Below are 18,376 nucleotides of genomic sequence, written 5' to 3'. Positions count from 1 at the left end.
TGCAGCTTCTCGCTATCGAGTCGCTGTGTCGCGGGTGTACTGGATCTCGGAAATTGGCGCTCAAAGCGCGTTGAGCGGTATGCGCAGGTAGGCCACGCCGTTGTCATCCTTGGGCGGCATATGGCCTGCGCGGATATTGATCTGCACTGACGGCATGATCAGCGCCGGCATCTCCAGCGTGGCGTCACGGCGACTGCGCATGGCGGCGAATTCATCCTCGCGCACGCCGTCGTGAACGTGAATGTTGTTGGCTCGCTGTTCGGCCACCGTGGTCTCCCAGGCGGGCTCTCGGCCCTCGGGCGGGTAATCGTGGCACATAAACAGGCGCGTTTCCGACGGCAGGGCCAGCAGCCGTTGAATGGACTGGTACAGCGTCCGCGCATTGCCACCGGGGAAGTCGCAGCGCGCCGTGCCCACATCGGGCATGAACAAGGTGTCGCCCACGAACACGGTGTTTCCCACCTGGTAGGCCATGCAGGCTGGAGTATGGCCCGGCACTGCCAGGGCTCGCGCCTGCAGGTCGCCGATGCGAAACGCCTCGCCATCGGCGAAGAGATGATCGAACTGCGTGCCGTCCGTAGGAAAACCCGGCTCAAGGTGAAAGATGCCTTTGAAGACCTTTTGCACCTGGGTGATGGCAGCACCGATGGCGATCTGGCCACCCAGCACTTCGCGCAGGTAGTGCGCGGCCGTGAGGTGGTCTGCATGGGCATGTGTTTCCAGTATCCACTGTACGCTGAGCTGCTGTTCCTGCACAAAATCAACCACCTTCCCGGCCGAACCAGTGCGCGTGCGGCCCGCCTTGGGGTCGTAGTCGAGCACCGGGTCGACGATGGCGCAATGCCCGCCCGCGCGGTCGAAGACCACGTACGAAACCGTCCAGGTAACGGGGTCGAAGAAGGCCTGAATTTGGGGCTGTATGGGGTTTTGCATGGGGTGTCGGTGCGCATTCAATTGCGACATTTATAGTTTATTGACGAATATTATGTTTGTCAATAAACTATTGATCAAGGCTCAAGGCATTCAGTCGCTCATTCACAACCACTTTCAATGGAGTTCCCATGCAAGCTGAAACCACGACCCCCATGGACTTGGAAAGTTTGCGTCGTTCGGCTGACAGCGCTTGCCGGCTGATGAAAGCGCTGTCCAACCCCGACCGGCTGCTGCTGCTGTGCCAGCTCAGCGAAGGAGAAAAGCGCGTGGGCGAGCTGGAAGCGTTGGTGGGTGTCGCTCAGCCCACGCTGTCGCAGCAGCTCGGTGTACTGCGCGATGAGGGGCTGGTGACCACTCGCCGCGATGGCAAGCACATCCACTACCGCATCTCCAGCGCTCAGGCGCTGGCCGTCATGCGGACCCTGTTTGAACAATTCTGTGCACCCAAGGAGGCACCGCATGCAGATTGATTGGGACCATTTCACCCCCTGGGCTGCCCTCGCGGGCGGCATTGTGCTTGGCTTGGCGGCAGCCGCCTTCGTGCTGCTGCATGGCCGCATCCTGGGCATCAGCGGCATTCTGGGCGGGCTGCTGCGACCACGGAGCGAGGACGTGGCATGGCGCGTCGCCTTCTTGCTGGGCATGTTGGCATCGCCCCTGCTGTACCGTCTGGCAGCGGGCGCCAGCGAGGTGCGCATCGACGCCAGCTGGGGCCTGGTGGCGCTGGCCGGGCTTTTGGTGGGCGTGGGCACACGCTATGGCTCGGGATGCACCAGCGGCCACGGAGTGTGCGGCCTGTCGCGCCTGTCGCCGCGTTCGCTGGTGGCCACACTGGCCTTCATGAGCGCCGGCTTTGCCATCGTCTATCTCGTCCGCCACGTGCTGGCCTGAACCCAGGAGAACCGAACCATGAAGCTCCAGCGTATTTCCGAATTCGGCATCGGCCTGGTCTTTGGCCTGGGCCTCGTCATCTCGGGCATGACCGACCCCGGCAAGGTGCTTGGTTTTCTTGATCTGGCCGGCCAGTGGGACCCCTCGCTTGCCTTCGTGATGGGCGGCGCCATCCTGGTGGGAACGGTGGCTTTCGCGGTGGCACGCAAGCGCAACACCAGTGTGTTGGGAGGCGCCATGCAACTGCCCACCACACGTCACATCGATCGGCGCCTGGTGCTGGGTAGCCTGCTTTTCGGCCTGGGCTGGGGCATTGCGGGCTTTTGCCCCGGGCCGGCGATCGTCTCGCTGGGCACCGGCGAGCCCAAGGCCGTGGTCTTCGTGCTCGCCATGCTGGCAGGCATGGGTGTCTTCGAGTGGATGGAGGGACGTCGGGCAACCCAATCTGCGCGGCTTCTAAACCAGGTCGCAAAGCCATGACGATTGCCAGCGCATAGCGTCTACGTGCGCAAGGCTGGCCTGCTTTACGGCTGGGGCCTCAGGCAGTTGCTGTTGCTGGCCCCGGTGATGGCCTTTTTGACACACCCTCTGGCGGGTGTTGTTGGGTCGCTGGCTGCGGCTACGGCGCTCATTCAGTTCGACCATTGCTGCTAAAGCGAGCGCGGAAGTTGGGCGAGGCACTGGCGACGGAACCTCGGTGCGAAAGCATCGCGTTATCGCCCCATCTGCAGGGCCCGGCGCCGGGGGGCAGCAGTGCGTGTGGCCGATGCACAACGCGTAAAGGTTTTGTGGCGCTTGTCCTGCATGCATCGCCCATGTCGTTCGGTCTAATGCCGCATGAGCTCTGAACCCGAAAAGCCTCCTATCACCGGATCCATCGCACCCGAGGTGTCGGTGCTGGGCTCCAACGTGACAACGATATCCGACCATTCCAGCGATATCTTCTTCACAGCCATAGAAACCACGCGCATGCCCATGCTCGTGACAGACCCTCGCCAGCCGGACAATCCCATCGTGTTTGCCAACCGCGCATTCCTGTCGATGAGCGGCTATTCGCGCGAGGAAATCCTGGGGTCCAACTGCCGGTTTCTGCAGGGGCCTGCGACCGACAGAGCGACTGTCGCCTCGGTCCGGCAAGCCATCTCAGAGCGGACGGAGATCACCACGGAAATTCTCAACTACCGCAAGGACGGCACCTCCTTCTGGAATGCTTTGTACATCTCGCCCGTGTACAACCATGACCGGGAGCTCGTGTACTTCTTTGCTTCGCAGCTGGATGTAAGCCGCCGCCGCGATGCGGAGCAGGCACTGGCGCAGGCGCAAAAAATGGAGGCCCTCGGCCAACTGACCGGTGGCATCTCGCATGACTTCAACAACCTCCTGCAGGTGATTTCCGGCCACCTTGAAATCCTCAAGCGCCGCGTCAAGGCGGGCAACGGTGACGAGGCTGTTCTGGACAGTGCAGACAGCGCGGTGGCCGCGGTGAAAAAAGCGTCCACCCTCACCCAGCAACTGCTTGCGTTCGCGCGCAAGCAGCGGCTGGAGGGGCGTCCCATCAACCTGAACGCAGCAGCGCAGAACATCCGGAATCTGATCAAGGACACGGTGGACGCGGGCATCACGCTCGATATGGATCTCTCACCGGACCTCGCCAACTGCCAGGTCGATCCCACGCAACTGGAGCTGGCGCTCCTCAACATCATTACCAATGCGCGAGACGCCATGCCACAAGGAGGCACGGTGATCGTGTCCACCGCCAATGTTCACGTGACTGGCGCCGACGTGACGGCCTACGGTGGCCTGCGGCCTGGCCAATATGTTTCGATCTCCATCACGGACTCGGGGGAAGGCATCCCTCCCGAACTCATCAAGCAGGTCGTAAACCCATTTTTCACCACCAAGCCCGAGGGCAAGGGCACTGGGCTGGGGTTGTCCATGGTGTATGGCTTTGCCAAACAGTCCGGAGGCACCGTCAACCTCTACTCCGAAGTGGGTGTTGGCACGACCGTGCGCCTGTACTTTCCGGCGACCACGCAGCCGCCCAGCCAGCGCGACAGCTCCGACGACGAGGTTTCGGAACATGGCGGAAGCGAATTGATCCTCGTGGTGGATGACCGCCGCGAGGTGGCCGACCTGGCGGGCGCCATGCTGGAGAGCCTGGGCTACAGCGTCCGCATTGAGACGGATGCGGCGACCGCGCTCGCCTGGATCGGCGAGTCCGGAGGCGGCAACCGGCCCGACATGGTGTTCTCCGACGTTCTCATGCCTGGGGGAATGAACGGGTTCATGCTGGCACGAGAGCTGCGAAGCCGCCATCCGGGCATCGCCATCCTGCTGACCACCGGCTACGCCGGTGACGGCAGCATGGTGGACGATGTGGAGGGGGTAGAGTTCGACATTCTCAAAAAACCATACGGCATGAAGGACTTGGCCCGGCGCGTGCGGCTGGCCTTGGACGCGCGCCCGGGTCGCTCGCGGCATGGCTGATGAGGCACAGGGCGCAACCCCGCGCACGTGGAAAGACCCGGCGTCTGCATGCCTGCGCGGCGATTGGCGATTCGACCCGGCCCTGCGCCTTGGATCATTTCCAGCGGCCGCGGTAGCCGTGATGGCTGGAGCAACAATGGTTCACAGATTGGCGGGAACAGAGTAGCTGCCCCACGAACGGACGTCCGGCGGGGATCATTCCGCCGCTCCATTCCTGGCTGCCGGGCATGACACGCGGATGCCCATGGGGGCGACCACTCCGAGGTCATCTGTCGCTACTGCCGCATCCTGCATAGGGGCCGTTGCAGCGGATGGCCGGGCGCTGGAGGCCCGCATCCTCTGGTATCAACGGCCAGCCAGTTCGGAACAGGCGGTTGGTGGGCTGTCGTCGTGCACGGGCGCGGAAGCTTGCGTACGGTGGCCGTTCAGGCCCAGCTTGGCCAGCAACTGCACGTCGGCCTCGACGTCCGGGTTGCCGGTCACCAGCAGCTTGTCCCCATAGAAAATGGAGTTGGCGCCTGCCAGGAAGCACAGCGCCTGCACTGCCTCGCCCATCTGCTGGCGACCCGCCGACAACCGCACCCTGGCCTTGGGCATGGTGATGCGGGCGACAGCGATCACCCGCACGAAGTCCAGTGGGTCGATGGGCTCGCTATCGGCCAGCGGCGTGCCTGGCACACGCACCAGGCTGTTGATGGGCACGGACTCCGGGTAAGGATCGAGGTTGGCCAGCTGGGCGATCAGCCCCGCGCGGTGCACGGGGGCCTCGCCCATGCCCACAATGCCGCCGCAGCACACGCTGATGCCGGCACCGCGCACGTGCTCAAGGGTGTCCAGCCGGTCCTGGTATGCGCGGGTGCTGACCACGTCGGTGTAGTACTCGGGCGCCGTGTCCAGGTTGTGGTTGTAGTAGTCGAGGCCGGCATCCTTCAGGGCGCGGGCCTGGTGAGCCTCCAGCATGCCCAGGGTCGCGCAGGTCTGCAGGCCCAGGTCCTTCACGGCGGTGATCAGAGCGCCCACCTTCTCGATGTCGCGGTCCTTGGGAGCGCGCCAGGCTGCGCCCATGCAAAAACGCGTGGCGCCCGCGTCCTTGGCCGCCTGCGCCGCACGCACCACTTCGTCGACCTCCATCAGCTTCTGGGCTTTCACGCCAGTGTCGAACTCGGCGGCCTGCGGGCAGTAGCCGCAGTTCTCGGGGCAGCCGCCGGTCTTGACCGACAGCAGCGTGGCCAGTTCGACATCGCCCGCAGGCCAGTGCTGGCGGTGCACGGTCTGGGCTTCGAACAGCAGATCCATCAACGGCTTGTCGAGCAACGCCTGGATGGCCTGCACCGACCAGGGGCCTTGGGCGACGGCAGCGGGAGCACGCCGATGCACCTGCACGGTGACCTGGGACTGCGTGGGAGCGGTGACGAGGGTGGACGACATGGGCAAGTTTCCTTTCGGGGCGCCTGCGGCGGACCTGGAACGCACGGGGCATTTGATCAGGGCGCAGCCGCAGAGGTGGACCAGGCCGCGGGCTCCCTGCAGGAGGCCGGCGGCGGCGAATGAGTGCGGATTCTGGGGGGGAAAAAGGTGCCTTTGAGTGCTCCAGGGTCACAAAAAGTGCCAACAAAAACGCTGCGCCAACGGCTGCCAATTTGCGTGTCTGTTTCGATGCAGAAGACCGCGCATTCGGGGCATTTGGCGGACTTTCGACGTGCTGGCTTGGACGCATGCACGCCACTGCATCCAACGTGCCGGCATTTGCCGCCAACTGCGGCGCAGACGCTGGCAGGGCCCGTTGAAATTGGACGAAGTTATGGTCGTTCCATCGCCGAAGGATCGGGGGCCTGGCGGTGCCGTACCCTTGCCGCACCAGTCAGCGTCCGAGCAGCGCCTCCAGCGCTTGCCGGATCGCCTGTGGCTTGTCGCCGGGGCGCTCAAACGCGCTGCAGCTGTCCGCGTAGGGCGTCTCCGAGACGTTCGCTCCCACGCGGGCGTAGGCTTTTTCGCAGTCGCAGCGCAACTGCGCCAGGGTCTGGCGAGTGGCCAGGCGTTTCACGCTGGCAACCCAGCAGCTGTCCGCGCAGCCGCAGGAGCGGTACTCCAGCACTTCGCCGGCGCCGTGCCAATCGAGCGTGTAGCTACCGGCACCGCCCCCCGCAGCACACCACCCTGCCCCGCATGCGATGACCACGGCGGCGAGAGCACGCGCCCCCCGAAAACTCCGGGCCGCCAGGGCGGTTGCCATGCGGGCGGACATTCCAGGTGCCATGTTCGGCTCGTTCCAACCCATCAACCCAGAGCGGCGATCACATCGGCCGGGGCCTGGACCAGTTCGATCAACACGCCTTCGCCGGCAATGGGAAATTCGTCATTGCTCTTGGGATGCAAAAAGGTGATGTCATAACCCGCAGCCCCCTTGCGGATCCCGCCGGGCGCAAACCGTACGCCCTGGGTGGTGAGCCATTCCACGGCCTTGGGCAGATCGTCGATCCACAGGCCGATGTGGTTGAGCGGCGTGGCGTGCACGGCGGGTTTCTTGTCGATATCGAGCGGCTGCATGATGTCCACCTCGACCTTGTAGGGGCCCTGCCCCATGGCCAGGATGTCTTCGTCCACGTTCTCTCGCTCGCTCCGGAAGGTGCCTGTCTGGGTGAGGCCGAGCATGTCCACCCACAGGGTCTTCATGCGATTCTTGTCGGTCCCTCCAATGGCGACCTGCTGGATGCCAAGGACTTTGAAGGGGCGAAGGTGGGAGGTGTTCATGGCAATGGTCCGGTGCAAGAAAAGGAATGTCGTCGTCGATGTCGTCGTCAAGAAATGCGCGGGTGGCTCGCGCAGGCCTCACACCTCGCCCAGCGCCCAGCTGCTCGCAAACGCGAAGTACTCGCGCAGCCAGGCGTTGTAGCGCAGGTACAGCGGCGTGGATGCCGCCGCGGTGAAGGCCTGGGTGTAGCCGATGCGGCGCGCGATGCGCAGCGCGCGCACGGTGTGGAAGTCGCTCGTCACCACCGCGACGGGGGCGCCGAGACCCAGGCCCTGGGCTTCGAGCAGCGGCAGGCTGTAGCGCAGGTTCAGCTCGGTGCTGGTGCTGCGCTCTTCCTGCAGGATGCGCTCGGCCGGCAGGCCTTGTGCCCGCAGATAGTCGCCCATCACCTGGCCTTCGCTCAAGGTTTCCCCAAAGTCCACGCCGCCGGATACGAGCACCCACGCGCCGGGGTGCTGCTCTGCCAGCTCGCGCCCCTTGTCCAGCCGGGCCCGCAGCGCGGGTGACGGCTTGCCGTGGGGCGTGCCGCTGCCCAGCACGATGATGGCCGCTGGCGCCACAATGCCGCCGGCCTCGCTGTGCAGCGCACGGCTTTGCTGCAGGATCACGCCCCAGAACACCGCCACACTGGCCAGCCACAGGCCCAGCGCCACCCAGCCGGCGCGCCAGGCCCGCTGGCGCCAGGGTGCCTTCGCCATCCAGTGCTTTACGGGGTGCCACCGCCAGGCCAGAAGGCCCAGCGCAAAGCCCAGCGCCGCTGGCACGGTCACCCCCATGCTGAACAGGCCCATCGCCATGAGCGCGAGCCCGTCGGCCAGGAGGATGGGGGCCGTGACGGCGCACGCGACGCGTGCCATCGGCCAAGGGCGCTGGGGGACCGGGTGGCCGGGCCGCACGCCCCTTTGCGCCATTGCCGCTGCGTTCGCGGTCACAGCGATCAGGTCACTGGAACTCAAGGATGACCTGGTCCACCGCCAGCGATTCACCCTTGCCAGCCATCACCTTGCCCACCACGCCATCCTGCGCGGCGAACAGGATGTTCTCCATCTTCATGGCTTCGATGACCGCCAGCTTCTCGCCCGCCTGCACCTTCTGGCCAGGCTGCACGGCCACGTCAACCAGCAGCCCGGGCATCGGCGACAGCAGGAAGCGGGACAGGTCCGGCGGCGCCTTGAAAGGCATCAACCGGTGCAGGCGCGCGCCCAGCGGCGACAGCACGACGGCTTCGATCTGCGTGCCGTTGTGCGCAATGCGCAGGGCCAGCGGGTTCTTGCCCGCGCCCCGCTCCACCTGCGCGGTAAAGCCCACGCCGTTGCACTGGCCCTGCACGCGGATCTGCCCCAGCGTAGCGGCGCTACTGATTTGATAGCTATTGCCGCCCACCGCTACAACGCTGGAGCCGGATTTGTCCTGAAAATCGGTCACCGACACGGCATGGTGTTCGTTCTCACCCCCTGCGCCCAGCGTGACCACCACGAACTGCTCGCCGACCTTGACCTCATGCCCCGCCAACTGCCCGCTGATGCCCGAGGCACGCGCGCGGTAGCGGCGGTTCATGAACGCGGCCAGCGCCACCAGGAACAGCGGGTCTTCGTGCGGCACGTCTTCGGCATGGAAGCCCTTGCCATAGTGCTCGGCGATGAAGCCCGTGTTGAACTCGCCGGTCACGAATTTCGGGTGGGCCAGCAAGGCTGCCTGAAAGGGAATGTTGCTGCTGATGCCGCGGATCACGAAGCCGTTGAGCGCCGCGCGCATCTTGGCGATGGCGTGGTTGCGGTCGGTGCCGTGCACGATGAGCTTGGCGATCATCGAGTCGTAGTACATGGGGATCTCGCCACCCTCGTACACGCCCGTATCCACCCGCACACCGAGCTTCTTGTCCGTGTCGCCCTGGAACATGGTTTCCTCGGGCGGCTGAAAGCGCACCAGGCGGCCGGTGGAAGGCAAAAAGTTGCGGAACGGGTCCTCGGCATTGATGCGGCACTCGATGGCCCAGCCGTCGCGCTTCACGTCGGCTTGCGTGAGCGGCAGCTTTTCGCCAGCGGCCACGCGGATCATCAGCTCCACCAGGTCCAGGCCGGTGATGCATTCGGTCACCGGGTGCTCTACCTGCAGGCGGGTGTTCATCTCGAGGAAGTAGAAGTCCTGGTCTTTGCCGACGACGAACTCCACCGTGCCGGCGCTCTGGTACTTCACCGCCTTGGCCAGTGCCACGGCCTGCTCGCCCATGGCTTTGCGCGTGGCGTCGCTGATGAAGGGCGACGGCGCCTCTTCGATCACCTTCTGGTGGCGGCGCTGGATGGAGCATTCGCGCTCGTTCAGATAGATCACATTGCCGTGGCTGTCACCCAGCACCTGGATCTCGATGTGGCGCGGCTCCTGCACGAACTTCTCGATGAAGATCCGGTCGTCGCCAAAGCTGTTGCGCGCCTCGTTCTGGCAGCTCGCAAAGCCCTCGAACGCTTCCTTGTCGTTGTAGGCCACGCGCAGGCCCTTGCCGCCACCGCCGGCCGACGCCTTGATCATCACGGGATAGCCGATGCCCTTGGCGATCTCCACCGCCTGATCAGGGCCGGAGATCGCGTCGTTGTATCCGGGGATGGTGTTGACCTTGGCCTCGTTCGCCAGCTTCTTGGACGCGATCTTGTCGCCCATGGCCGCGATGGAATGCGCCTTGGGGCCGATGAAGGCGATGCCCTCGTCCTCGCAGCGCTTGGCGAAGGCTTCGTTTTCCGACAGGAAGCCGTAGCCGGGGTGGATGGCCTGCGCGCCAGTCTGCTTGGCGGCCGCAATGATCTTGTCGGCCAGCAGATACGACTCGCGGCTGGGCGCGGCGCCAATGTGAACGGCCTCGTCGGCCAGCTTGACGTGGCGGGCTTCCTTGTCGGCGTCGGAGTAGACGGCGACGGTGGCGATGCCCATCTTTTTTGCCGTCTCAATAACGCGGCACGCGATCTCGCCGCGGTTGGCGATCAGGATTTTGGTGAACATGACGAGTTCCTCAAAAGAAATTCAAAAACCAGTAGTCAGTAAAGAGGGGCAGCGCTCGCGCAGCGTATCCACAAAACGCTGCTTCTCGCGCGGCGACACCAGGATGCTGCGCCCCTGGCCATACCGGATGCGCAGACGGTCCAGCGACAAGGCGGGCGAAGACCGCCAGCTGCGAGCAGGCAGCACCTCGTGCACTTGGCCGAGCGCAATGCGCCAGCGAAAGGGGCCGCTGCGAACCAGCAGTTCATCGGCGGTCACGGTGTAGTTGGTGTCCAGCAGCAGCCACAGGGGCAGCAGCAGGGTCAGGGCAAACACCACGGCGATCAGGGCCATCATCGTCTTGTCTTGCAGCACACCGGCATCGAGCGCAAACGGCACCGCAGTCAGCGCCACGGAACTGATGGCGAACAGTCCTGCCAGCGGACCGATGGCAAACAGCCAGGAGTCCACCCGGGAGGTGAAAAACGCGCGGGGCGCAGACATTGTGTGTTGAGTCGAAGGCTGCTTACAGCGGGATGTTCCCGTGCTTGCGCCACGGGTTTTCCAGCTTCTTGTCGCGCAGCATCACCAGCGAACGGCAGATGCGCTTGCGCGTCTCGTGCGGCAGGATCACATCGTCGATGAAGCCCCGGGCACCGGCCACGAACGGGTTGGCGAAGCGCTCCTTGTATTCCGATTCGCGGGCGGCGAGCTTGACGGGGTCGTTCTTGTCTTCGCGGAAGATGATTTCCACCGCGCCCTTGGCACCCATCACCGCGATCTCGGCGTTGGGCCAGGCCAGGTTCACGTCGCCGCGCAGGTGCTTGCTGCTCATCACGTCGTATGCGCCGCCGTACGCCTTGCGGGTGATGACGGTGATCTTGGGCACCGTGCACTCGGCATATGCGTACAGCAGCTTGGCGCCGTGCTTGATGATGCCGCCGTACTCCTGGCTGGTGCCGGGCATGAAGCCGGGCACGTCGACGAAGGTGACCACGGGGATGTTGAAAGCATCGCAAAAGCGCACGAAGCGCGCGGCCTTGATGCTCGACTTGATGTCCAGGCAGCCTGCCAGCACCAGCGGCTGGTTGGCCACGATGCCCACGGTCTGCCCTTCCATGCGGGCCAGGCCGATGACGATGTTCTTGGCGTAGTCGGGCTGCAGTTCGAAGAAGTCGCCGTCGTCCACCACCTTGGTGATCAGCTCCTTCATGTCGTAGGGCTTGTTGGGGTTCTCCGGAACCAGGGTGTCCAGGCTCAGGTCCATGCGGTCGGCCGGGTCGTTGCTCGGGCGCACGGGCGGCTTTTCGCGGTTGTTCAGCGGCAGGTAGTTGTACAGGCGGCGCAGCATCATCAGCGCCTCCACGTCATTCTCGAAGGCCATGTCGGCCACGCCGCTCTTGGTGGTGTGGGTGCTGGCGCCGCCCAGTTCCTCGGCCGTGACTTCCTCGTGCGTCACGGTCTTGACCACCTCGGGGCCGGTGACAAACATGTAAGAGCTGTCCTTGACCATGAAGATGAAGTCCGTCATGGCCGGCGAATACACGGCGCCGCCCGCGCAAGGGCCCATGATCATGCTGATCTGCGGGATCACGCCGCTGGCCAGCACGTTCTTCTGGAAAACATCGGCATAGCCGCCCAGGCTGGCCACGCCCTCCTGGATGCGCGCGCCGCCGGAGTCGTTCAGGCCGATGACCGGCGCACCCACCTTCATGGCCTGGTCCATCACCTTGCAGATCTTCTCGGCGTGGGTTTCAGACAGCGCACCGCCGAACACCGTGAAGTCCTGGCTGAAGACGAACGCCAGGCGCCCGTTGATCATGCCGTAGCCTGTGACCACGCCGTCACCCGGGATCTTGTTGGCTTCCATGCCAAAGTCGGTGCAGCGGTGCTCGACGAACATGTCCCATTCTTCGAAGGTGCCGTCGTCCATCAGCAGCTCGATGCGCTCGCGCGCCGTGAGCTTGCCCTTGGCGTGCTGCGCATCAATGCGCTTTTGCCCGCCACCCAGTCGCGCCTGGGCGCGCTTTTTCTCCAGTTGATCCAGGATGTCTTGCATGGTCGTCCTTTGGTGAAATTTCGGTGAAATGGTCAGAGAAGCTGTTTGCTACTTATTTGATAGCTGTCGGCGCTTGCCAGGATTGCGCAATCAGCAGATTTCTTGCCGCAGTGGACGCAGCAATGCGCCCTGCAGCCACGTCGGCCTGCATCTGGGGGAGCAGCTCCTTGACGGCCGGGTGCTGGCGAAACGCGAGCTTGAGGCCCGCGTCGATGCGCTCCCACATCCAGGCCAGCGCCTGCTTCTCGCGGCGCAGGGCCAGGCGGCCGTTGGTGGTCTGTGTTTCGCGAAACAGGGTCACGGCGGACCAGAATGCGTCCACGCCCTGCCCCAGCAGCGCGCTGATCTGCAGTACACGCGGCTGCCATAGCGCACCGTGCGTAGCGTGGTCAGGGTTGCCGTGCATGCCGAGCAGGCGCAGGCTGGAGGTGATCTGCGCCTCGGCCCGCGTGGCGGCGTTCTTGTCGATGTCGGCCTTGTTGATGACCACCAGGTCGGCAATTTCCATCACGCCCTTCTTGATCGCTTGCAGGTCGTCGCCCGCATTGGGCAGCTGCATCAGCACGAACATGTCCGTCATGCCGGCCACGGCGATCTCGCTCTGGCCCACGCCCACGGTCTCGACGATGACGATGTCGTAGCCTGCAGCCTCGCACACCAGCATGGCCTCGCGGGTCTTCTCTGCCACGCCGCCCAGCGTGCCGCTCGAGGGACTGGGGCGGATGTAGGCCTTGTCGTGCACCGACAGGTGCTCCATGCGCGTCTTGTCGCCCAGGATGGAGCCGCCCGAGACGGTGCTGGACGGGTCTATGGTGAGCACCGCCACGCGGTGGCCCTGGCTGATGAGGTACAGGCCCAGCGATTCGATGAAGGTGGACTTGCCCACGCCCGGCACGCCGCTGATGCCCAAGCGGAAGGCCTTGCCGGTGTGCGGGAGCAGTGCGGTGAGCAGCCCGTCCGCCTGCGCGCGATGGTCCGCACGGGTGGATTCGAGCAGCGTGATGGCTTTGGACATGGCGCGGCGCTGGATAGGGCCGGCAGGGCCGATCACGCTCTGCAGCAGGGAAGGTGAGACTTTGCGCAGGCCTTCGACAGGCTCAGGCTGAACGGGTGGGGGGGTGCGGGCTCCCACGGCGAAAGGCATGCCTCCCTCCATCCGTTCGGGCTGAGCTTGTCGAAGCCTTGGCGATCCAGCAGTTTTGCCCAGCGACTGCGCCAATTTCTGAACGAGGTGCCAATCGCCGGCCATCAATGCTTCCTTCTTGGCCCGGGACCAGCCTTTGATTTGCTGCTCGAAAGCGATCGCTGCCTCACGGGTCTCAAACTCGCCATGCCACAGAAGCTCCACAGGCTTTCGCAGCGACGTGTAGCCAATGTCTCCATCGGCGTGCTGCTGCATGCGCAGAACAATATCGTCGGTGTGGCCGACGTAATAGGAGCCGTCAGCACAACGCAGGATGTAAACGTAGAAGGGGCGCATTCTTCAGCCGTTATTAGGGGCAGGCATTCGCTCCACCCCAGACCGTTCAGCCTGAGCCTGTCGAAGGCCGTCACCGGCTTGCGCCCTGGCTTCGACAAGCTCAGCCCGAACGGGCGGGAGTCCGATTCGGCCAAGGTTCCGCACGGCTCGTTGGACCCCAGACCGTTCAGCCTGAGCCTGTCGAAGGCCGTCACCGGCTTGCGCCCTGGCTTCGACAAGCTCAGCCCGAACGGGCGGGAGTCCGATTCGGCCAAGGTTCCGCACGGCTCGTTGGACCCCAGACCGTTCAGCCTGAGCCTGTCGAAGGCCGTCACCGGCTTGCGCCCTGGCTTCGACAGGCTCAGCCCGAACGGATCGGGGGGAAGCGAACAACTCGATCACGCCGCCACGGCCTTGCGAATCTGCTCGAGCACATCCTTCGCACTCGCCGGAATCGGCGTGCCTGGCCCGTACACGCCCTTCACGCCCGCCTCGTACAGGAAGTCGTAATCCTGCGCCGGGATCACCCCGCCCACGAACACGATGATGTCGTCGGCGCCCTGGTCCTTGAGCGACTGGATGATGGCGGGCACCAGTGTCTTGTGGCCGGCTGCCAGCGTGCTCACGCCCACGGCGTGCACGTCGTTTTCGATGGCCTGGCGCGCGCACTCCTCGGGCGTCTGGAACAGCGGGCCCATGTCCACGTCGAAGCCCAGGTCGGCAAACGCCGTCGCCACCACCTTGGCGCCACGGTCGTGGCCGTCCTGGCCCAGCTTGGCGATCATCACGCGGGGGCGGCGGCCCTCGGTGTCGGCAAACTCGTTGATCTCGGTCTTGAGTTTGTCCCAGCCTTCGGCCGAGTCATAGGCAGCTGCGTACACACCGGTCACCTTTTGCGTGTCGGCGCGGTGGCGCCCGAAGACTTTTTCGAGCGCATCGCTCACCTCGCCCACTGTGGCGCGCAGGCGCACGGCCTTGATGGAGAGGTCCAGCAGATTGCCTTCGCCACTCTCTGCTGCAGAAGTGAGAGCATCCAGCGCTTGCTGGACAAGCGTTGCGTCGCGTTTTGACCTGATGTTCTTCAGGCGCTCGATCTGCCCGTCGCGCACCTTGACGTTGTCGATCTGCAGAATGTCGACCGGGTCTTCCTTGGCCAGCTTGTACTTGTTGACGCCCACGATCACGTCCTTGCCGCTGTCGATGCGCGCCTGTTTCTCGGCGGCGGCGGCCTCGATCTTGAGCTTGGCCCAGCCGCTGTCCACGGCCTGGGTCATGCCGCCCATGGCCTCGACCTCTTCGATGATCTTCCAGGCGGCATCCATCATGTCCTGGGTGAGCTTTTCCATCATGTAGCTGCCCGCCCAGGGGTCGATCACGTTGGTGATGTGCGTCTCTTCCTGGATGATGAGCTGGGTGTTGCGCGCAATGCGGGCCGAAAACTCGGTGGGCAGCGCAATGGCTTCGTCGAGCGCGTTGGTGTGCAGGCTCTGCGTGCCGCCGAACACCGCGGCCATGGCCTCGATGGTGGTGCGCACCACGTTGTTGTACGGATCCTGCTCGGTGAGAGACCAGCCGGACGTCTGGCAATGGGTGCGCAGCATGAGGCTCTTGGGGTTCTTGGCGCCGGTCTCCTTCATGATGCGGCACCACAGCAGGCGGGCCGCGCGCATCTTGGCGACTTCGAGATAGAAGTTCATGCCGATGGCCCAGAAGAAGGAGAGGCGCCCGGCGAAGTCGTCCACGTCCAGGCCCGAGGCCATGGCGGTCTTCACGTATTCCTTGCCGTCTGCCAGGGTGAAGGCCAGCTCCAGCGCCTGATTCGCTCCGGCTTCCTGCATGTGGTAGCCCGAGATCGAGATCGAGTTGAACTTGGGCATGTTCTTGGCCGTGTAGCCGATGATGTCGCCGATGATGCGCATCGAAGGCTTGGGCGGGTAGATGTAGGTGTTGCGCACCATGAACTCTTTCAGAATGTCGTTCTGAATCGTCCCGGAGAGCTTGTCCTGGCTCACGCCCTGCTCTTCCGCCGCCACCACGTAGCCCGCCAGAACCGGCAGCACGGCGCCGTTCATGGTCATGGAGACGCTGACCTTGTCGAGCGGGATCTGGTCGAACAGGATCTTCATGTCCTCGACCGAATCAATCGCCACCCCGGCCTTGCCCACGTCGCCGGTCACGCGCGGGTGGTCGCTGTCGTAGCCGCGGTGGGTGGCCAGGTCGAACGCAACGCTCACCCCCTGCGCGCCCGCCGCCAGGGCCTTGCGGTAGAACGCATTCGACTCCTCGGCGGTGGAAAAGCCTGCGTACTGGCGGATGGTCCAGGGGCGCACGGCGTACATGGTGGCTTGCGGGCCGCGCAGGTAGGGCTCGAAACCCGGCAGCGTGTTGGCGTACGGCAGCCCTGCCGTGTCCTCGGCGGTGTACAGCGGCTTGACGGTGATGCCGTCGGGTGTGACCCAGTTGAGGGCATTCACATCGCCACCGGGGGCCGACTTGGCTGCGGCCTTGGCCCAGGCCTCCAGGGACGCCGGAGCGAATTCGGGCAACGACGGTGCGGGCGATGCGTTGGTGGGCGTGTCACTCATGGCGAAGTGGTCTCCGAAGATGGCGTTGGGCTTGGGGGCGATGGACGTTCAGCAGCGCGGGGCGCTTGCCCCGATGTGGCGCCGAGTTTACATCATTCATAATTATTGATTCAAAATATTCTTCAGGCCTTACAATCCATCGATGTCCGCTGTCACCCTCACGCCCCGCGCCCTGTACGAAGAAGTAGCTGAGCAATTGCGCCAGCGCATCTTCCGCCGCGAGCTGGAGCCCGGCAGCTGGATCGACGAGCTCAAGATCGCCGAGGAGTTCGGCATCAGCCGCACGCCCCTGCGCGAGGCGCTGAAGGTGCTGGCCGCCGAAGGCCTGGTCACGATGAAGGTGCGCCGTGGCGCCTATGTGACCGAGATGAGCGAGAAGGACCTGCGCGACGTGTACCACCTGCTGAGCCTGCTGGAGAGCGATGCCGCAGGGGTGGTGGCCGCCACGGCCAACGCCGCGCAGATGCAGGCCCTGCAAGACCTGCACGCAGAACTCGAATCCGCAGCGACCGAGCGTGAACGTTTTTTTGCCGTGAACGAACGCTTTCACATGCTGCTGCTGGAATTGGCAGACAACCGCTGGCGCAGCCAGATGGTGGCCGACCTGCGCAAGGTGATGAAGCTCAACCGCCACAACTCACTGTTCAAGCAGGGCCGCATCGAGGACTCGCTGAACGAGCACCGCGCCATCCTCGCGGCCATGGTGGCCCGCGATGCCAAGGCGACGATGAAGGCCATGCAGGCGCACTTCGCGCATGGCCTCGAAGCCGCGACCTGAATCCGCACCCTCGCTTCCCTGCCACGTCACCACGCTCCGCCGGTGCCTTGGCACACGCCTGATCCACGGTGGATCAGACCGCGATTTCCACACGGTTGCGCCCTGTGGCCTTGGCGATGTAGAGCGCTTCGTCCGCGCGCCGCAGCAGGTCGCTGAAGCTGCGCTCCCCCTCGCCCGCCGCTGCCACACCCATCGAAATGGTCATGGCGATCGACGCGCCGCCCACGTGCAGCGGCTCGCGGGCCACCAGCGCGCGCAGGCGCTCGCCGGCAGTCAGGGCCGCTGCGGCGTCCAGGCCATCCCACAGCACCACAAACTCCTCTCCACCGTGGCGCGCCGCCAGGTCGCTGCCCCGGCACGCAGCACGCAAATGCTCGGCCACATGGCGCAGCGCAACGTCTCCCACCTCGTGGCCATGGCGGTCGTTGATGGCCTTGAAGTGGTCGATATCGATCACTGCCAAAGCCAGGTTGCGCCCGCGTTGGTGCAGCCGCTCGGCAAACCGCCGCTCTCCCACCGTGATCAGCGTGCGCCGGTTGGGCAGGCCGGTAAGGTAGTCGGTGGACGCCGCCAGCTCCCACTGCCGGCCGATGCGTTCCGAACACATGAGCAAGAAGGCCGTGGTGCCCACCACCGGCAGCAGCGCAGTGATCATGGGGCTGGCGATGTTGATCCACGCGCCCTCGCCCGTGATGTCGAAAGACGGACTGATGCCGCGCGCCAGCAGGTACGCAGCCCGGAACACCATGAACCCCGCCACCAGCGCGAACAGGCTGGCCACCACCCTGCGGCTGTGCGCGCCCTCGGAAGATTTTTGCGACACCAACTGCACAAAGCTGGCCAGCAGCAGAAAGGTGCTGCAGGCAGACAGAATGAGCACGCGCATGCGGGTGTCGGGCTGCAGCACTGCGAACCACAGGATGCCCAGCACCCCGGTCAAGGCCGGCAAGAAAAGCCAGCGCGGGTCGGGCAGGCCGTAGAACTGTCGCAATGCGCGCAGGTAGCCCGTGCAGCCCAGCATGACCAGCCCGTTGGCCAAGGGCGACGCCACGCCCAGCGGCAGCTGGTACTGAAATGCATACAGTACCGAGCTGCCCGCCAGCAGCAGCGTGGCGGTGCGCCAGCTTTCGGTGCACGGCCGCAAAGCCACGGGGAAATCCTTGCGCATGAGGCCCAACACCCACCCATTGGCCAGCATCATCAGCGTGGCAACAATGAAGATGGTGACGGGATCCATGGTGAAACAGGCGTGATGGTGTTTGCGGTGTGACAAATGGCAAGCGGCGCGTCGGACCGGCAAGGCCCCGCCCGCTGAGCGCGCGCCGACGGTGGGGCATTGTGGCTGACACCGGCCCGCGCCACCACGGCAGCACACGCGCGCACCGGGCCAAGGGCGGGCGGCGCCCCGTGCCAAGGCGCGCTTCGGCGGTTGTGAGGGCACGCCGTGCGGCACTTGCGCCGG

The 18,376-nt window shown here is 64.8% G+C and carries 16 protein-coding genes and 1 pseudogene; 5 read left to right on the top strand and 12 right to left on the bottom strand.

Going from position 1 to position 18,376, the window contains the following annotated elements; translation table 11 throughout:
• Positions 1-60 precede the first annotated feature (60 nt).
• Positions 61-933 carry an MBL fold metallo-hydrolase gene (locus KW835_RS04585; RefSeq protein WP_218381127.1) on the bottom strand — a complete coding sequence of 291 codons (873 nt, stop codon included), beginning with the start codon at positions 931-933 and terminating at the stop codon, positions 61-63.
• 128 nt (positions 934-1,061) lie between these two features.
• On the opposite strand from KW835_RS04585, the gene KW835_RS04580 reads away from it, so the two are divergent.
• From KW835_RS04580 to KW835_RS04565, 4 genes are all read left to right on the top strand, one after another.
• On the top strand, positions 1,062-1,403 hold the full coding sequence (locus KW835_RS04580) for a helix-turn-helix transcriptional regulator (RefSeq protein ID WP_218381126.1): 342 nt from the start codon (positions 1,062-1,064) through the stop codon (positions 1,401-1,403).
• Positions 1,393-1,824, top strand: coding sequence for a YeeE/YedE family protein (locus tag KW835_RS04575; RefSeq protein ID WP_218381125.1), 432 nt, complete (start codon positions 1,393-1,395; stop codon positions 1,822-1,824). The genes KW835_RS04580 and KW835_RS04575 overlap by 11 nt, the downstream gene beginning before the upstream one ends.
• Before the next feature lie 18 nt (positions 1,825-1,842).
• Positions 1,843-2,304 (top strand): YeeE/YedE family protein, encoded by a 462-nt coding sequence (locus KW835_RS04570; protein WP_218381124.1) that lies wholly within the window; start codon positions 1,843-1,845, stop codon positions 2,302-2,304.
• 414 nt (positions 2,305-2,718) lie between these two features.
• Complete coding sequence (locus KW835_RS04565; RefSeq protein ID WP_370633579.1) at positions 2,719-4,311, top strand: histidine kinase famiy protein; 1,593 nt, start codon at positions 2,719-2,721, stop codon at positions 4,309-4,311.
• Between the two features lie 345 nt (positions 4,312-4,656).
• Here the strand turns inward: KW835_RS04565 and bioB are convergent, their stop codons facing one another.
• The 10 genes and pseudogenes from bioB to scpA all read right to left on the bottom strand — a co-directional run bounded on the left by bioB (position 4,657) and on the right by scpA (position 16,136).
• Positions 4,657-5,739 carry a biotin synthase BioB gene (gene bioB / locus KW835_RS04560; protein ID WP_218381122.1) on the bottom strand — a complete coding sequence of 361 codons (1,083 nt, stop codon included), beginning with the start codon at positions 5,737-5,739 and terminating at the stop codon, positions 4,657-4,659.
• A 433-nt stretch (positions 5,740-6,172) separates the two neighbouring features.
• Positions 6,173-6,544: a hypothetical protein gene (locus KW835_RS04555; RefSeq protein WP_218381121.1), complete on the bottom strand. Its 372-nt coding sequence runs from the start codon at positions 6,542-6,544 to the stop codon at positions 6,173-6,175.
• A 44-nt stretch (positions 6,545-6,588) separates the two neighbouring features.
• Positions 6,589-7,062: a VOC family protein gene (locus tag KW835_RS04550; protein WP_218381120.1), complete on the bottom strand. Its 474-nt coding sequence runs from the start codon at positions 7,060-7,062 to the stop codon at positions 6,589-6,591.
• Between the two features lie 78 nt (positions 7,063-7,140).
• Positions 7,141-7,920: a YdcF family protein gene (locus KW835_RS04545; protein ID WP_255593281.1), complete on the bottom strand. Its 780-nt coding sequence runs from the start codon at positions 7,918-7,920 to the stop codon at positions 7,141-7,143.
• An 85-nt stretch (positions 7,921-8,005) separates the two neighbouring features.
• Positions 8,006-10,054: an acetyl/propionyl/methylcrotonyl-CoA carboxylase subunit alpha gene (locus KW835_RS04540; RefSeq protein ID WP_218381119.1), complete on the bottom strand. Its 2,049-nt coding sequence runs from the start codon at positions 10,052-10,054 to the stop codon at positions 8,006-8,008.
• 21 nt (positions 10,055-10,075) lie between these two features.
• Positions 10,076-10,537, bottom strand: coding sequence for a PH domain-containing protein (locus tag KW835_RS04535; RefSeq protein ID WP_218381118.1), 462 nt, complete (start codon positions 10,535-10,537; stop codon positions 10,076-10,078).
• A 22-nt stretch (positions 10,538-10,559) separates the two neighbouring features.
• Entirely contained in the window at positions 10,560-12,092 is a 1,533-nt protein-coding gene (locus tag KW835_RS04530) for an acyl-CoA carboxylase subunit beta (RefSeq protein WP_218381117.1), read from the bottom strand.
• A gap of 52 nt (positions 12,093-12,144) precedes the next feature.
• The gene (gene meaB / locus KW835_RS04525; protein WP_218381520.1) at positions 12,145-13,236 is read right to left on the bottom strand and encodes a methylmalonyl Co-A mutase-associated GTPase MeaB; all 1,092 of its coding nucleotides are present in this window, start codon (positions 13,234-13,236) and stop codon (positions 12,145-12,147) included.
• Between the two features lie 174 nt (positions 13,237-13,410).
• A pseudogene (locus KW835_RS26770) lies at positions 13,411-13,572 on the bottom strand (GIY-YIG nuclease family protein); the annotation flags it as partial.
• 377 nt (positions 13,573-13,949) lie between these two features.
• Positions 13,950-16,136: a methylmalonyl-CoA mutase gene (gene scpA, locus KW835_RS04515; protein WP_218381116.1), complete on the bottom strand. Its 2,187-nt coding sequence runs from the start codon at positions 16,134-16,136 to the stop codon at positions 13,950-13,952.
• Positions 16,137-16,278: 142 nt separating this feature from the next.
• Between scpA and KW835_RS04510 the strand changes: the two genes are divergently transcribed.
• Positions 16,279-16,914 (top strand): GntR family transcriptional regulator, encoded by a 636-nt coding sequence (locus KW835_RS04510; RefSeq protein ID WP_218381115.1) that lies wholly within the window; start codon positions 16,279-16,281, stop codon positions 16,912-16,914.
• A gap of 73 nt (positions 16,915-16,987) precedes the next feature.
• Here the strand turns inward: KW835_RS04510 and KW835_RS04505 are convergent, their stop codons facing one another.
• Entirely contained in the window at positions 16,988-18,151 is a 1,164-nt protein-coding gene (locus KW835_RS04505) for a GGDEF domain-containing protein (protein ID WP_218381114.1), read from the bottom strand.
• Positions 18,152-18,376 lie beyond the last annotated feature (225 nt).

It is taken from the genome of Acidovorax sp. sic0104 (assembly GCF_019219095.1).
GTDB lineage: Bacteria > Pseudomonadota > Gammaproteobacteria > Burkholderiales > Burkholderiaceae_C > Acidovorax.
This window is presented reverse-complemented; position numbering and strand designations above follow the sequence as displayed.

Bases quoted from the DNA above. Each gene is read 5' to 3' on its own strand.
- KW835_RS04570 (WP_218381124.1), top strand. From the start codon at position 1,843: ATGAAGCTCCAGCGTATTTCCGAATTCGGCATCGGCCTGGTCTTTGGC.
- KW835_RS04555 (WP_218381121.1), bottom strand. From the start codon at position 6,544: ATGGCAACCGCCCTGGCGGCCCGGAGTTTTCGGGGGGCGCGTGCTCTC.
- KW835_RS04550 (WP_218381120.1), bottom strand. From the start codon at position 7,062: ATGAACACCTCCCACCTTCGCCCCTTCAAAGTCCTTGGCATCCAGCAG.
- KW835_RS04580 (WP_218381126.1), top strand. From the start codon at position 1,062: ATGCAAGCTGAAACCACGACCCCCATGGACTTGGAAAGTTTGCGTCGT.
- KW835_RS04535 (WP_218381118.1), bottom strand. From the start codon at position 10,537: ATGTCTGCGCCCCGCGCGTTTTTCACCTCCCGGGTGGACTCCTGGCTG.
- KW835_RS04510 (WP_218381115.1), top strand. From the start codon at position 16,279: ATGTCCGCTGTCACCCTCACGCCCCGCGCCCTGTACGAAGAAGTAGCT.
- KW835_RS04585 (WP_218381127.1), bottom strand. From the start codon at position 933: ATGCAAAACCCCATACAGCCCCAAATTCAGGCCTTCTTCGACCCCGTT.
- KW835_RS04575 (WP_218381125.1), top strand. From the start codon at position 1,393: ATGCAGATTGATTGGGACCATTTCACCCCCTGGGCTGCCCTCGCGGGC.
- scpA (WP_218381116.1), bottom strand. From the start codon at position 16,136: ATGAGTGACACGCCCACCAACGCATCGCCCGCACCGTCGTTGCCCGAA.
- KW835_RS04545 (WP_255593281.1), bottom strand. From the start codon at position 7,920: ATGGCACGCGTCGCGTGCGCCGTCACGGCCCCCATCCTCCTGGCCGAC.
- meaB (WP_218381520.1), bottom strand. From the start codon at position 13,236: ATGCCTTTCGCCGTGGGAGCCCGCACCCCCCCACCCGTTCAGCCTGAG.
- bioB (WP_218381122.1), bottom strand. From the start codon at position 5,739: ATGTCGTCCACCCTCGTCACCGCTCCCACGCAGTCCCAGGTCACCGTG.
- KW835_RS04540 (WP_218381119.1), bottom strand. From the start codon at position 10,054: ATGTTCACCAAAATCCTGATCGCCAACCGCGGCGAGATCGCGTGCCGC.
- KW835_RS04505 (WP_218381114.1), bottom strand. From the start codon at position 18,151: ATGGATCCCGTCACCATCTTCATTGTTGCCACGCTGATGATGCTGGCC.
- KW835_RS04530 (WP_218381117.1), bottom strand. From the start codon at position 12,092: ATGCAAGACATCCTGGATCAACTGGAGAAAAAGCGCGCCCAGGCGCGA.